Source organism: Aromatoleum petrolei, from assembly GCF_017894385.1.
Lineage (GTDB): Bacteria > Pseudomonadota > Gammaproteobacteria > Burkholderiales > Rhodocyclaceae > Aromatoleum > Aromatoleum petrolei.
Map to the genome: position 1 here is coordinate 2,612,584 of NZ_CP059560.1, position 13,613 is coordinate 2,626,196.

Annotated in this window: 14 protein-coding genes; 3 read left to right on the plus strand and 11 right to left on the minus strand. The window is 66.4% G+C overall.

What is annotated here, in order from left to right:
- Positions 1–5 precede the first annotated feature (5 nt).
- From atpB to ToN1_RS12000, 7 genes are all read right to left on the minus strand, one after another.
- Positions 6–836, minus strand: coding sequence for a F0F1 ATP synthase subunit A (atpB, locus tag ToN1_RS11970; protein WP_169207037.1), 831 nt, complete (start codon positions 834–836; stop codon positions 6–8).
- Between the two features lie 2 nt (positions 837–838).
- Positions 839–1,180, minus strand: a complete 342-nt coding sequence (locus tag ToN1_RS11975; RefSeq protein ID WP_169207036.1) for an ATP synthase subunit I — start codon at positions 1,178–1,180, stop codon at positions 839–841.
- A 198-nt stretch (positions 1,181–1,378) separates the two neighbouring features.
- The gene (locus ToN1_RS11980) at positions 1,379–2,239 is read right to left on the minus strand and encodes a ParB/RepB/Spo0J family partition protein (protein ID WP_169207035.1); all 861 of its coding nucleotides are present in this window, start codon (positions 2,237–2,239) and stop codon (positions 1,379–1,381) included.
- A gap of 28 nt (positions 2,240–2,267) precedes the next feature.
- Positions 2,268–3,038 (minus strand): ParA family protein, encoded by a 771-nt coding sequence (locus ToN1_RS11985; RefSeq protein WP_169207034.1) that lies wholly within the window; start codon positions 3,036–3,038, stop codon positions 2,268–2,270.
- A complete protein-coding gene (gene rsmG / locus ToN1_RS11990) occupies positions 3,039–3,674 on the minus strand; it encodes a 16S rRNA (guanine(527)-N(7))-methyltransferase RsmG (protein ID WP_169207033.1) in 636 nt (211 codons plus the stop codon).
- Positions 3,671–5,593 (minus strand): tRNA uridine-5-carboxymethylaminomethyl(34) synthesis enzyme MnmG, encoded by a 1,923-nt coding sequence (gene mnmG, locus ToN1_RS11995; protein ID WP_169207032.1) that lies wholly within the window; start codon positions 5,591–5,593, stop codon positions 3,671–3,673. Before mnmG ends, rsmG begins: the two co-directional genes overlap by 4 nt.
- A gap of 173 nt (positions 5,594–5,766) precedes the next feature.
- Entirely contained in the window at positions 5,767–5,985 is a 219-nt protein-coding gene (locus tag ToN1_RS12000) for a KTSC domain-containing protein (protein WP_169207031.1), read from the minus strand.
- 145 nt (positions 5,986–6,130) lie between these two features.
- Here ToN1_RS12000 and ToN1_RS12005 point away from each other — a divergent pair, with 145 nt between their 5' ends.
- Complete coding sequence (locus ToN1_RS12005) at positions 6,131–6,472, plus strand: zinc ribbon domain-containing protein YjdM (protein ID WP_169207030.1); 342 nt, start codon at positions 6,131–6,133, stop codon at positions 6,470–6,472.
- A gap of 31 nt (positions 6,473–6,503) precedes the next feature.
- On the opposite strand, the gene ToN1_RS12010 is transcribed toward ToN1_RS12005, so the two are convergent.
- The 4 genes from ToN1_RS12010 to ToN1_RS12025 form a co-directional block, all read right to left on the minus strand.
- Entirely contained in the window at positions 6,504–7,232 is a 729-nt protein-coding gene (locus ToN1_RS12010; RefSeq protein ID WP_169207029.1) for an amino acid ABC transporter ATP-binding protein, read from the minus strand.
- Between the two features lie 18 nt (positions 7,233–7,250).
- Entirely contained in the window at positions 7,251–7,931 is a 681-nt protein-coding gene (locus ToN1_RS12015) for an amino acid ABC transporter permease (RefSeq protein ID WP_169207028.1), read from the minus strand.
- Between the two features lie 12 nt (positions 7,932–7,943).
- Positions 7,944–8,681 (minus strand): amino acid ABC transporter permease, encoded by a 738-nt coding sequence (locus ToN1_RS12020; protein WP_169207027.1) that lies wholly within the window; start codon positions 8,679–8,681, stop codon positions 7,944–7,946.
- A gap of 91 nt (positions 8,682–8,772) precedes the next feature.
- Complete coding sequence (locus ToN1_RS12025) at positions 8,773–9,669, minus strand: transporter substrate-binding domain-containing protein (protein WP_169207026.1); 897 nt, start codon at positions 9,667–9,669, stop codon at positions 8,773–8,775.
- Positions 9,670–10,110: 441 nt separating this feature from the next.
- Here ToN1_RS12025 and ToN1_RS12030 point away from each other — a divergent pair, with 441 nt between their 5' ends.
- Entirely contained in the window at positions 10,111–12,369 is a 2,259-nt protein-coding gene (locus ToN1_RS12030; RefSeq protein WP_169207025.1) for a WD40 repeat domain-containing protein, read from the plus strand.
- 78 nt (positions 12,370–12,447) lie between these two features.
- The gene (locus ToN1_RS12035) at positions 12,448–13,581 is read left to right on the plus strand and encodes a pyridoxal-phosphate-dependent aminotransferase family protein (RefSeq protein ID WP_169207024.1); all 1,134 of its coding nucleotides are present in this window, start codon (positions 12,448–12,450) and stop codon (positions 13,579–13,581) included.
- Positions 13,582–13,613 lie beyond the last annotated feature (32 nt).

Here is a 13,613-nt window from a genome sequence, read left to right on the forward strand (position 1 = left end):
AACGGTTAGTGGCTTTCGTGTGCCTGGCCGATATACACCAGCGTCAGCATCATGAAGATGAAGGCCTGCAGCGCGACGATCAGGATGTGGAACACGGCCCAGATCGAACCGGCGATGACGTGGCCGACGAAGCCGAAGACGGTGGCGGTGCCGCCGAGCAGCGCGATCAGCATGAAAATCAGCTCGCCGGCGTACATGTTGCCGAACAGTCGCATGCCGTGAGAGACGGTCTTGGCGAGGAATTCGATCATCTGCATCAGGAAGTTCACCGGATACAGCAGGGGATGGCTGCCGAACGGCGCGGTGAAGAGCTCATGCACCCAGCCCGACATACCCTTGATCTTGATGTTGTAGTAGAGGCACAGCAGCAGCACGCCGATCGACATGCCGAGGGTGCCGTTGAGGTCGGCGGTCGGCACGACGCGCAGGTAGGCATGCGAATCGCCCGTCATGAGTTGCCAGATCTTCGGCAGCAGATCGACCGGCAGGAAGTCCATCGAGTTCATGACGAAGATCCACAGGAACACGGTGAGTGCGACCGGCGCGACGAACTTGCGCGATTCGGCGCTATGCACGATGCCCTTGGCCTGATCGGCGACCATCTCGACCAGGATCTCGACAGCAGCCTGGAATCGGCCCGGCACGCCGGCGGTGGCCTTGTTGGCGGCGCGGATCAGAAAGAACAGGGTAACGACGCCCAGGAAGATCGAGAAGAACAGGGTGTCGAGGTTCCACACGCTCCAATCGATCACGGCCTTCTGGGCGTGCCCGGTAGAGTTGAGGTGGGTGAGGTGGTGGACGATGTACTCGCCTGCGGTGGGTGCTTCGGTAGCCATAATCAGGTCTTCACCAAAAATGCAAACAAATTCGCCTTCAGTGCCAGAATCAGGCCGATGAAGAGACCGCCCCAATGGACGTCTTCATAGCGCAGCCCGACCAGCACCAACAATCCCACTATCGACGCGACCTTCAGGAACTCGCCGACAAAAAAAGCTGTCACATGGCCTGACCCGCCGCGCTTGGCGACGAGGTGCAACCGCAGCGCGAACAGGGCGCTTGGCAACACGCAGGACAGACCTCCGAGTACTGCGGAGATCGCTCCGGCCGGGCCGAAAAAAACGGCCGCAATGGCCGTTGCCACGATCGTCGCGCAGAACTGCAGTAAAACCATCTTCAGCATGGATCTGCCGCCGCGCCGCGCCTGTCAGGCGCCGACCGCCTCAAAAATTCCGCGAATACTAGGGGTTAACCGTAACAAAGTCAAATATGTATGGCACTGCAGCATGGTGCCGGCGCCAGGTCCTGCATCTTATAGAAGATAGGCGCTTTTTCGTAGCCGGAACCCCATTCGACCTGCGAATGAGGTCAGCAAAAGGTCTTATTCCGTCTCGCCGCGAAGGCGTGCGAGGAGACCGTCGAGTTGGTCGAGGCTGCCGAATCGCAGGCTGAGTTCTCCCGCCCCCTTGCGATTGGCCTTGATGCGGACGGTAGCCCCGATAAGGTCGGCGAGTTCCTCCTGCAGGCGCAGGAGGTCGCGGTCGGGCGCCTGGGCAGCCTTCTTGGGGCGCGGGTTGACGGTCTGCTGGACGAGGCGCTCGGTGTCGCGCACCGACAGACCGCGCGCGGCGACGTGGTTGGCGAGCTGGATCTGGTTAGCGCCGTCGAGGGGCAGGATGGCGCGCGCGTGGCCCATGTCGATGTCGCCCGCCATGAGCAGCTCCTGCACCGGGCGCGCGAGGTTGAGCAGGCGCAGCAGGTTGGAGGCGGCCGGACGCGAGCGCCCGACCGCATCGGCGGCCTGCTGGTGGGTCATGCCGAACTCGTCGATGAGGCGCTGGATGCCGCTCGCTTCCTCGAGCGGGTTGAGGTCCTCGCGCTGAATGTTCTCGATCAGCGACATCGCGAGCGCCGCCTCGTCGGGGATCTCGCGCACGAGGCAGGGCACCTCGGCGAGCTCGGCGATCTGCGCGGCACGCCAGCGGCGTTCGCCGGCGATGATCTCGTAGCCGCTGCCATCGACGGGGCGCACGAGGATGGGCTGCATGACGCCCTGGGCCTTGATCGAGGCGGCCAGCTCCTCGAGCGAGCCGGGGTCCATGCGCGTACGTGGCTGGTACTTGCCGGGCTGCAGCGCGGAAACGGCGAGGGTCTGGAGTTCGCCGACCGCGTCGTCGTCGTTGTTGGCCGCGAGCAGGGCGTCGAGGCCGCGGCCTAGGCCTTTGAGTTTGGGTCGGGACATGGGCTGTGGGTGCTGTGTCGTGGGCGGGTTACAGCGTCTTCACGCGGTCGATCATTTCCTTCGCGAAGGCCATGTAGGCCTGCGCGCCCTTGGCTGCCTTGTCGAAGACAACGCCCGGCATGCCGTGGCTGGGCGCTTCGGCGAGGCGCACGTTGCGCGGCACGATGGCGTCGAACACCTTGTCGCCGAAATGGCTCTCGAGCTGGGCGGAGACTTGTTGCTGCAGCGTCATGCGCGCGTCGAACATGACGCGCAGCAGGCCGATGATCTTGAGGTCGCGATTGAGGTTCGCGTGCACCTTCTTGATCGTGTTGACGAGATCTGACAGGCCTTCGAGCGCGTAGTACTCGCACTGCATCGGGATGATGACGCCGTCGGCGGCGCACAGGCCGTTGAGCGTGAGCATCGACAGCGAGGGCGGGCAGTCGACGAGGACGAAGTCGTAGTCGGCATCGAACTGCCTGAAAGCGTCGCGCAGGCGGTTCTCGCGGCGCTCGAGGTCGACGAGTTCGACTTCGGCGCCGGCGAGGTCGCGGTTCGCGGGCAGCACGTCGTAGCCGCCCGTCGGCGAGGTCGCGCGCGCCTCGTCGAGCGTCGCGAGGCCGACGAGCAGGTGATACACGGACTTTTGCAGCGCGCGCTTGTCGATGCCGCTGCCCATGGTCGCGTTGCCCTGCGGATCGAGGTCAATGAGGAGGGTGCGCTGGCCGGCGAGCTGCAGCGCGGCGGCGAGGTTCACGCAGGTGGTGGTCTTGCCGACTCCGCCTTTCTGGTTGGCGACGCAGAAGATTCGGGCCATTCAGCTCTTTTCCACGATGATCAGGTGTCGTTCGGCGCCGAGTCCCGGCACCGTCAGCGGCACGGCCTCGACAATGCGGAAGTCGGCGGGCAGGCGTGCGATTTCGTCGTGAGGATACACGCCCTTCATGGCAAGGAAGCGACCGCCGGGACGCAGCAGGTGTTGCGTGAGGCCGACGAAATCGGCGAGTTCGGAGAAGGCGCGCGAGATGACGGCATCGAAGGGCTGCCCGGGGCGTACGTTTTCGACACGCTCGTTGAGGACGGTGAAATTCGCGAGGCTCAGCTCGATCTTCGCCTGCTGCTGGAAGCTCGCCTTCTTGTTGACGGTCTCGATCGACGTGATTGCAGGCGCAGGCTGGCGCGCGGCCGTGGCGATCGCGAGCGGGATGCCCGGAAGCCCGCCGCCGGAGCCGATGTCGGCGAGGCGCCCGATGCCGGCGAGATGCGGCAGCACCACAAGCGAGTCGAGCAGGTGGTGCGTGATGACCTGGCCGGCGCCACGGATCGAGGTGAGGTTGTAGACCTTGTTCCACTTCTGCAGCAAGGCGGCGAATTCGAGCAATTTCGCGAGCACGTCGGCCGGCAGGTTCAGCCCCATTTCGGCAAGGCCGCGTTCCAGGGTCATCGCGCTCATGCGGATTTCGCCTGCGTCGCGTCGGTGCCGCGGCTGCGCGCGACCAGTTCGCGACGCTTCAGCCACACCAGCAGCAGCGAGATCGCCGCGGGCGTGACGCCCTGGATGCGACCTGCCTGACCGATGGTTTCAGGCTTGTGCAGGTTGAGCTTCTGCTGCACTTCCTTGGACAGGCCGCGCACCTCGGCGTAGTCGAGCTCGGCGGGCAGGCGCGTGGATTCGGCCTGCAGCTGCTTGGCGACCTCGTCCTGCTGACGGTCGATGTAGCCCTGGTACTTGGCGGCGATCTCCAGCTGTTCGATGACCTGCGGGTCGGTTTCCGGAGTCTCCGGTGCCCCGGGCAGGGTCATGAGGTCCGCATATCGGATGTTCGGACGGCGCAGCAGCTCGAAGAACCGGTATTCGCGTTCCAGCGCCTTGCCGACGACGCGCTCGGCGTCCGCGGCGGGAACGCGCTCGGGAACCGCCCAGGTGGCCTTGAGGCGTGCCGTTTCGCGCTCGATCGCTTCGCGTTTGCGGCAGAAGGCTTCCCAGCGGACGTCATCGACGAGCCCCAGCTCGCGGCCCTTTTCGGTCAGGCGCAGGTCGGCATTGTCCTCGCGCAGGGACAGGCGGTATTCGGCGCGCGACGTGAACATGCGGTAGGGCTCGGCGACGCCGCGGGTGATGAGGTCGTCGACGAGAACGCCGAGATAGGCTTCGTCGCGGCGCGGGCACCAGGCTTCGCGTCCCTGCACCTGCAGCGCGGCGTTGGCGCCGGCGAGCAGCCCCTGCGCGGCAGCTTCCTCGTAGCCAGTGGTGCCGTTGATCTGGCCGGCGAAGAAGAGGCCGCGGAAAGTCTTGGTCTCGAGGCTGGATTTGAGGTTGCGCGGGTCGAAGTAATCGTATTCGATCGCGTAGCCGGGACGCAGGATGTGGGCATTCTCGAGGCCGCGGATCGAGCGCACGACGGCAAGCTGGACGTCGAAGGGGAGCGAGGTGGAGATCCCGTTGGGGTAGATCTCGTGCGTCGTGAGGCCTTCGGGCTCGAGGAAGATGTTGTGGCTGTCCTTGTCGGCGAAGCGGTGGATCTTGTCCTCGATCGACGGGCAGTAGCGCGGGCCGACGCCCTCGATGACGCCGGAGTACATCGGCGAGCGGTCGAGGTTGGCGCGGATGATGTCGTGCGTGCCCTGATTGGTATGCGTGATCCAGCACGATAGCTGGCGCGGATGCTGGGTGGCCGAGCCGAGGAAGCTGAACACCGGCACGGGGTCGTCGCCGGGCTGCTCCTGCATCACCGAGAAGTCGATGGTACGCGCGTCGAGGCGCGGCGGGGTGCCGGTCTTCAGCCGCCCCTGCGGGAGCTTGAGTTCCTTGAGGCGCCGGCCGAGCGAGATCGCCGGGGGATCGCCAGCGCGGCCGGCGGAGTAGTGTTCGAGGCCGACGTGCACGAGGCCGTTGAGGAAGGTGCCGGCGGTGAGCACGACGGCGGGGGCCTCGAAGGCGAGGCCGATCTGCGTGACGACGCCGGTGACGCGGTCGCCGGCGACGGTGATGTCGTCAACGGCCTGCTGGAACAGCCACAGGTTGGGCTGATTTTCGAGGCGGCGACGGATCGCGGCCTTGTACAGCACGCGATCGGCCTGGGCGCGGGTCGCGCGCACGGCGGGGCCCTTCGAGGCGTTGAGGATGCGGAACTGGATGCCGCCCTCGTCGGTGGCGGCAGCCATCGCGCCGCCGAGCGCATCGACTTCCTTGACGAGGTGGCCCTTGCCGATGCCGCCGATCGACGGGTTGCAGCTCATCTGGCCGAGGGTTTCGATGTTGTGCGTGAGGAGCAGGGTTTTCGCGCCCATGCGCGCGGACGCGAGGGCGGCTTCGGTGCCGGCATGGCCGCCGCCGACAACGATGACATCGAAACGGGAGGGATAGAGCATGGCGCACCCCGGCGCGGATGAGGCGAAAGACGCGGGATTTTACGCTGTTGCGCTGCGAAAGCCTAGTGTTCCCCGCCCCTGTTCCACGGAAAAGTGATTTCCAAACAGTTACTTGCCATAATATTCCGGCGAGATGGGCAAGCGACGCGGAGCCCGCGCCGCATGCTCGGAGATCATTTCACGCGTCTGGCGGTGAACTCGTCCTCGATGTTGTCGTGGTAGTAGCTCGCCGGGGCGCCGCTGGCGAGGAAGCGGCGTGCGATCTCGTCGCCGACGCCGCTGTACTGGACGATGCTGCCGGTGTCGAATTCGATTTCGAGGATGCGTGCGCCGCGGTCGTAGCCGGCGGAACGGATGCCACCTCGGCGGATGGGTTTGCGTTCGATGCTCATCGTCACTCCTTGCACGGGCTGTGCGGTCCGCCCATTCGACTGCAAGGACGGCGGAGAGTAAAGCGCGGCACGGCGGACATTGCCAACCCCTGCGCCGTTAGGGATACTGCGGGCCTTTTTCGCACCTGCGATCAGCGAGGACACCATGTCGAACATCCCGGCCTGCCCCCAATGCACCCTGGAAAACACCTATCCGGACGGAGCGAACTACGTATGCGCGGACTGCGGTTACGAATGGCCGATGGCCGAGGCAGCAGCGGCTGAGGACGAGGCCGAGGCAGTCGTCAAGGATGCCAATGGCAACGTGCTGCAGAACGGCGACTCGGTGGTGCTGATCAAGGACCTGAAGGTGAAGGGCTCGTCGATCACGCTCAAGGTCGGCACCAAGGTGAAGAGCATCCGCCTCGTCGGCGGCGATCACGAGGTCGACTGCAGGATGGACGGCGGCAACTTCATGCTGAAGGCGTGCTACCTGAAGAAGGTGTGACCACCGGGGGCGGCGCCCCGCCCCCGATGTCTCAGTGATTGAGGATCTTCGCGAGAAAGGTCTGCGCGCGTTCGGAGCGCGGCTGGCCGAAGAAATCTTCCTTCGCCGCGTCCTCGACGATGGCCCCGCGGTCCATGAAGATCACGCGGTTGGCGACCTTGCGCGCGAAACCCATCTCGTGCGTGACGCACATCATCGTCATGCCTTCGTGGGCGAGCTGCACCATGACGTCGAGCACCTCGTTGATCATCTCGGGGTCGAGCGCCGAGGTGGGTTCGTCGAACAGCATGCAGATCGGGTCCATCGCGAGTGCGCGCGCGATCGCGACGCGCTGCTGCTGGCCGCCGGAGAGCTGGCCGGGGAACTTCGCCGCGTGCGCCTTGAGGCCGACGCGGTCGAGGAGCTTGATGCCCTTGTCGACGGCCTCTTCCCGGCTGCGGCCGAGCACCTTGATCTGCGCGATCGCGAGATTGTCGGTGATCGTCATGTGCGGGAAGAGCTCGAAATTCTGGAACACCATGCCGACCTTGGCACGCAGCTTGGGCAGGTCGGTCTTGGGGTTCTCGACGGCGATGCCATTGACGATGATGCTGCCCTGCTGGAAGGGTTCGAGCGCATTGACGCACTTGATCAGCGTCGATTTGCCTGAGCCGGAGGGGCCGCACACGACGACGACCTCGCTCTTGCTCACCTGGGTCGTGCAGTCGGTCAGCACCTGGAAGCTGCCGTACCACTTGGAGACGTTCTTGATCTCGATCATCGTTGCTGGCTCCGTGACTTAGCGGATGATGGCGATGCGCGATTGCAGCCGCTTCACGAGGCGCGAAAGCGTGAAGCAGATGACGAAATAGACGACCGCGACGGTGGTGTACATCTCGACCGGGCGCAGGTCGCGCTGCGTGATCTTGTCGGCCGCGCCAAAGAAGTCGGTGGCGCCGATGGCATAGACCAGAGAAACGTCCTGGAACAGGATGATGGTCTGCGTCAGCAGCACCGGCAGCATGTTGCGGAAGGCCTGCGGCAGCACGACGAAGCGCATCGTCTGGCCGTAGGTGAAGCCGAGCGCGTAGCCGGCGGCGATCTGGCCCCTGGGGATGGACTGGATGCCCGAGCGCATGATCTCCGAGTAATACGCGGCCTCGAAGATCGTGAAGGTGAAGTAGGCCGAGTTGGCGGCGCCGATCGGCGTCGATTTTCCGGTGATCATCTGCAGCACCAGTGGGATGATGAGGTAGAAGGCGAGGATCACCTGCACCAGCGGCACGCTGCGGAAGATGTTGACGTAGCCGGCAGCGAACCACTGCAGTGGCACGATCGAGGACAGACGCATCAGCGCGAGCACCGTGCCGATGAGGATGCCGCCGAGCATCGCGGTGACGGTGACCTGCAGCGTGTAGCGCAGCCCCTCGGCGAGGAAGGCCCAGTTCTGGGTGATGACGGAGAAGTCGAAATCGCTCATGTCACGGCCTCCTCACTTGCTGCCCTTCGTGCCGACGATGAGCCCGGGCACGCGCGTGCGGGCCTCGACGAAGGCGAGGATGCGGTTCATGACGAAGGCGAGGGTGAAGTAGCACAGGGTCACGACGATGGTGATCTCGAGCACCTGCGAGGTCTTCTCGATGATCTGCTTGTACTGGAAGTACAGCTCGAGGATGCCGACCGCGTAGGTGACGGCCGAATTCTTGAAGATGTTCATCGCCTCGGACGTGAGCGCCGGCAACACGATGCGGTAGGCCATGGGCAGGCGCACGTAGCGGTAGGTCTGCCACTCGGTGAAGCCCAGGGCGAGGCCGGCGTTGCGCTGACCGCGCGACAGCGAGTTGATGCCGGCCTTGACCTGCTCGGCGATGCGCGCGGCGGTGTAGAGGCCCAGGCCGACGATCGCGGTGACGAAGTAGGGCAGGTCCTGCTTCATCCAGATGCCAATGTTCTCGGGCACCAGCTCCGGCACGACGAAGAACCACATGAAGAGCTGGACGATCAGCGGGATGTTGCGGAAGAGGTCCACATAGGCGTCGCCGAGGCCCACCAGCCCGCGGTTTGGCGTGGTGCGCATGACGCCGAGGACCGAGCCGAGGATCAGCGCGACGGCGAGCGCGGCGAGCGAGACGAAGGTGGTCCAGCCGAGACCGGACAGGATCCAGTCGTAATACTTGAGACCGTCGTCGGTCTCCTGGAAGAAGAACATCCAGTCCCAATGGTAGTTCATGCGAACTGCCCTCCCTGGGCGGCGCGCGGGCGCCGGGTTTGTCGGATGTCGGGGCGCGGCGGCAGCGGGACGGCCGCCGCGCCGGGGCCGGTTACTCGACGCCCTTGTCGGTCGGGTTCTGGAACGCGGCCTTCACCGCCGCGCTCATCGGGAAGTTGAGGTTCACGTTGCGCGGCGGGATCGGGTTCATGAACCACTTGGCGTACAGTTTCTCGGCCTCGCCGGACTTCATCAGGCCGGTGAGGGTCTTGTCGACGATCGCCTTGATCGGTGCGTCGTCCTTGCGCATCATGACCGCATAGGGTTCGTCACGCAGCGATGGACCGACGATCTCGAAATTGGCCGGGTTCTTGGAGCTGGCGATCAGGCCGGCGAGCAGGATGTCATCCATGACGAAGGCGGCGGCGCGGGCGCTCTCGACCATCAGGAAGGAGTCGGCGTGGTCCTTGCCGTAGATGTTCCTGACGTCGATGGTCTTGCCCTTCTCGTTCATCTTGATGAGCTGGTCGGACGTCGTGCCGGTGGTGGTGACGACCGGCTTGCCGTTGAGGTCGCCGATGTCCTTGACGCCCGAGTCCTTGCGCACGGCCATGCGCACGCTGGTGACGAAGTAGGCCACCGAGAAGCCGACCTGCTGCTGGCGCGCGACGCTGTTGGTGGTCGACCCGCACTCGAGGTCGATGGTGCCGTTCTGCATCAGCGGAATGCGGTTCTGCGAGGTCACCGCCTGGTAGTTCACCTGCAGGCTGGGCAGCTTCAGCTCGGCCTTGATCGCATCGACGGCCTTGGCGCACAGGTCCATCGCGTAGCCGATGGGCTTCTGGTTGGCGTCGAGGTAGGAGAAAGGCACCGAGGATTCGCGATGGCCGATCGTGATCGCGCCGGAATCCTTGATCTTCTGCAATGTGCCGGTGAGCTGGGCATGGGCGGGCGCGGCGAGACCGGCGACGGAGAGGCACAGGGCGAGGGCGGTGAGGGACTTGCGCATGAACGGACTCCAATTGTGTTGGTTCGGAAATGCGGAGGACGGCTCTATTGCCCAGTAAGGCGTGAGCAGCGCGGCGGGTGACAGCCGCCCACGCCCATCGTAAAGCATGGCGAGGTTCGCGGGCATAAGGATCAACCCGAGTGTCCGCTCGTGCATGCGCCCGCGCTGCTTTACACATTGTAACCGGCACCGGCCCGATGTCCCCGGCATTCTGGACACGGTCGCCCGGGGGTGGCAGCCGCGCGGCGGCGCGCGCTTCGTCTGCGGGCAGGCGTCGCGAACGCGGCGGTGGATCGTCGCGTCGGACACGAGGTATGGTTATCGGGGCACACGTGACCGAACTCCTTCGAGCGGGAGCGTGCTTCAAATATAGTTCAGCGGCGAGGGGGCGCCAGATCGCCTGACGGCGCGCCCCACGGCGAATCGGCGAGGAGGACGGTGGTGGCATCATCTGCGGATGGCATGGTCGCGGAACTGCTGACGGAAGAGCGTCCGGCAAGACGCAGCGACAAGGGCGGTGCCGGCGGACTTGATCCCGGCGCGGATCCCTCCGCCATCGCGCGACGCATGCGGCGGCGCGCGATCGGGCTGGGCATCCTTGCGCTCCTGCTGGCCATTGTGGCAATCGCGACGCTGATCGCACGACAGGTGGCCGAACTGCAGCGCCGCCAGCAAGCCGAGGTCGCGCTGTCGCTGCAACTGGTCGTCACGGCCTTGCGCCATCTCGAATCCGATCCGGACCTGTCCGCCCGCGCGGCCGCCGATGCGCTGCGGCGCACTGCGGAGGCCGCGCCTTTCTTGCGCGCCCAGGCCGAGGACGCGGTGCGCCGCAGCCTCGACGGCAGCCGGCTGCGCCTGAGCTTGCGCGGGCAGGCGGGCCGCATCAATGCAATCGCCTTCAGCCCGGACGGCTCGCAGGTGGCGTCGGCCGGGCAGGAAGGGACGGTGCGCCTGGCGAATGTCGCCGAAGGCTCGGAGTCCCCGGAGTTGCGCGGACACGAGGGCGAGGTCCGCGATCTCGCCCTCGATCCCGACGGGAAGACCCTCGCGTCGGTGGGCGAGGACGGCCGCATCGTGCTGTGGGACGTGGTGCGCGGCGAACGGCTGCGCGAGCTGCCGCGACAGCCGGAGCCCTTGAACGCCGTCGCGTTCGGACCGGACGGGGAAATCGTCGCGACGGTGGGACAGAGCCCGGTCGTGCGGCTGTGGGACGCCGATTCCGGCGGCCTGCTCGCCAACCTCGCCGGCCACAAGGGGCAGGTGCACGCAGTCGCATTCAGCCCGGACGGACGTCATCTGGCGACCGCCGGCAGCGACGCAACGCTGCGTGTCTGGGATCTCCTGAGCGGGCGAGTACTGCAGGTGCTCGAGGGGCATACGGACGCGGTTCTTGCGCTCGCGTTCAGTCCGGACGGGCGCTGGCTCGTGAGCGCAGGCGAAGACCGCCGGGCACGCCTGTGGGAGGTCGGCAGCGGCATCGCGGTACGCGAGCTGGCCGAACAGCCCGGAGCGATCCGTGCCGTCGCATTCAGCCCGGACGGCAGCCTGCTGGCGACCGGCGGCTCGGACGGCTCCGCGCTGCTTTGGCAAGTGGCAGGTTGCACGCGCGCCGACCGTGAATGCCAGCCGCGTGAGCCCTTCGCCGGCGACGGCAACCCGGTCACCGACCTCGCTTTCGACGCCGCCGGGACCACGCTTGCAACGAGCGGAGCCGACGGCAGAGTCAAGCTGTGGGACCTCGCCTTCGACCACGCGGGGGCGATCCGCAGCCTCGCCTTCAGTCCCGACAGCAACCGGATCGCGACGGCGGCCCTCGGCACGGGTGCCACGGTGTGGGATCGCGCGAGCGCGAAGACCCTGCACAGGTTCGCCGTGCCAAACGGCACGACAACGCGCGTCGCATGGAGCCCGGACGGCACCCGCATCGCCACCGCGCAAGGCGACGGCAGCGCAACGCTGTGGGACGCCGCCGGCGAACGGCCGCCGCTGACGCTGCTCGGACATGCCGGGCGCGTAAATGCCATCGCCTTCAGCAGCGACGGACACCGCGTCGTCACCGGCGGACGCGACGGGATGGTCGGCGTGTGGGATGCCGCCAGCGGGACCCGGCGCCTGTGGTTGCGCACCGGCACCGCAGCGCTGAACGGTGTGATCTTCAGCCGCGACGGACACAGCGTGCTGACGGCAGGTGCCGACGGGGCACTCGCGCAATGGAATGCCACCGACGGCAAGCGGCTGCGCAGCCTGCAGCAACAGGGCGACGAGATCCTCGACCTTGCGCTGAGCCCTGACGGTTCGCTGCTCGCGAGTGCCGGCACCGACCGTGTGGTGCGCCTGTGGGGGCTGACGGGCGGAAAGCAGGTGCGCAGCCTGTCTGGGCATGCGGGCGCGATCGATGCGCTTGCATTCAGCCCCGACGGGCGCCTGCTGGCGACGGCCGGACGCGACCGCAGCGCGCGCATTTGGGAGGTCGCGAACGGCACGGAGCGGCTGGTGCTGCCGCCGCAGGATGGCGCCGTGCACGCACTGGCCTTCTCGCCCGACGGTCGCATGCTCGCGACCGGCGGCGCCGACCGGCGCGTGCATTTCCATCCCCTCGATGCGGCGCAGGTCGCGGCGGCGCTGCGCAAACGCGTCACCAGTGGCCTGACCGATGCGGAATGCGCACAATACCTCGACCGAACCCCCTGTCCGCCCTGAGCGCCAGGCGCCCAGCACCGCACTGCGTGCTAAGCTGGATACTCATGTCGGATTCATCGTCTGTGGAGCCATAGGAACATGCCCAGCCTGCTGCCCCAACCCGATCCCGAAGGTCTGCTCGAATACTCGGTGGTGTATACCGACCGTGCGCTCAATCACATGTCGCAGCGCTTCCAGGGCGTCATGCGCGACATCTCGCGCGTGCTGAAAAAGGTGTATGGCGCCGCCGCCGCCGTCGTCGTGCCCGGCAGCGGCACCTTCGGCATGGAGGCCGTCGCGCGCCAGTTCGCGACCGGCAAGAAATGCCTGGTGATCCGCAATGGCTGGTTCAGCTACCGCTGGACGCAGATCTTCGACATGGGCGCCATCCCGTCCGAATGCACCGTGCTGAAGGCGCGACAGGTTGCAGCCGGGGCGCAGGCGCCCTTCGCGCCTGCTCCGATCGCCGACGTCGTCGCGGCGATCCGCGAGACCCGGCCCGATCTGGTGTTCGCGCCGCACGTCGAGACCGCGTCGGGGATGATGCTGCCGGACGACTACGTGCGTGCGGTCGCCGACGCGGTGCGTGAGGTCGGCGGCCTGTTCGTGCTCGACTGCATCGCCTCCGGCACGATCTGGGTGGACATGGCTGCAAGCGGCGTAGACATCCTCATCAGCGCGCCACAGAAGGGCTGGAGCGCGCCACCGTGCTGCGCCTTGGTGATGCTCGGCGAGCGAGCGCGCGAGCGCATCGAGGCGACCGTCAGCACCAGCTTCGCGTGCGATCTGAAGAAGTGGCTGCAGATCATGGAAGCCTACGAGAAGGGCGGCCACGCCTACCACGCGACCATGCCGACCGACGCGCTGACCGCGCTGCGCGACGTGATGCTGGAGACCGAGTCCTACGGCTTCGACAAGGTGAAGGCGGAGCAGCAGGAGCTGGGCCGGCGCGTGCGCGCAGTGCTCGCCGCGCACGGCTTCCCCAGCGTCGCAGCGCCGGGCTTCGAGGCGCCGGGCGTGGTCGTGTGCTACACCGACGACCCCGAGATCCAGTCTGGCCGCAAGTTCATCGCCGAAGGCCTGCAGACCGCCGCCGGCGTGCCGCTGCAGTGCGACGAGCCGGCCGACTTCCGCAGCTTCCGCATCGGCCTGTTCGGCCTCGACAAGCTGCATACGATCGAACGCAGCGTGAAATCGCTGGAACAGGCGCTCGACGCGATCCGCCCCGCATAGGCGCGGCAAGACGGAACCTACGTCCGCCAGGC

What these genes read in the sequence shown, in the direction of transcription:
- atpB (WP_169207037.1), bottom strand. Translation starts at nt 836, where the DNA reads ATGGCTACCGAAGCACCCACCGCAGGCGAGTACATCGTCCACCACCTC.
- ToN1_RS11975 (WP_169207036.1), bottom strand. Translation starts at nt 1,180, where the DNA reads ATGCTGAAGATGGTTTTACTGCAGTTCTGCGCGACGATCGTGGCAACG.
- ToN1_RS11980 (WP_169207035.1), bottom strand. Translation starts at nt 2,239, where the DNA reads ATGTCCCGACCCAAACTCAAAGGCCTAGGCCGCGGCCTCGACGCCCTG.
- ToN1_RS11985 (WP_169207034.1), bottom strand. Translation starts at nt 3,038, where the DNA reads ATGGCCCGAATCTTCTGCGTCGCCAACCAGAAAGGCGGAGTCGGCAAG.
- rsmG (WP_169207033.1), bottom strand. Translation starts at nt 3,674, where the DNA reads ATGAGCGCGATGACCCTGGAACGCGGCCTTGCCGAAATGGGGCTGAAC.
- mnmG (WP_169207032.1), bottom strand. Translation starts at nt 5,593, where the DNA reads ATGCTCTATCCCTCCCGTTTCGATGTCATCGTTGTCGGCGGCGGCCAT.
- ToN1_RS12000 (WP_169207031.1), bottom strand. Translation starts at nt 5,985, where the DNA reads ATGAGCATCGAACGCAAACCCATCCGCCGAGGTGGCATCCGTTCCGCC.
- ToN1_RS12005 (WP_169207030.1), top strand. Translation starts at nt 6,131, where the DNA reads ATGTCGAACATCCCGGCCTGCCCCCAATGCACCCTGGAAAACACCTAT.
- ToN1_RS12010 (WP_169207029.1), bottom strand. Translation starts at nt 7,232, where the DNA reads ATGATCGAGATCAAGAACGTCTCCAAGTGGTACGGCAGCTTCCAGGTG.
- ToN1_RS12015 (WP_169207028.1), bottom strand. Translation starts at nt 7,931, where the DNA reads ATGAGCGATTTCGACTTCTCCGTCATCACCCAGAACTGGGCCTTCCTC.
- ToN1_RS12020 (WP_169207027.1), bottom strand. Translation starts at nt 8,681, where the DNA reads ATGAACTACCATTGGGACTGGATGTTCTTCTTCCAGGAGACCGACGAC.
- ToN1_RS12025 (WP_169207026.1), bottom strand. Translation starts at nt 9,669, where the DNA reads ATGCGCAAGTCCCTCACCGCCCTCGCCCTGTGCCTCTCCGTCGCCGGT.
- ToN1_RS12035 (WP_169207024.1), top strand. Translation starts at nt 12,448, where the DNA reads ATGCCCAGCCTGCTGCCCCAACCCGATCCCGAAGGTCTGCTCGAATAC.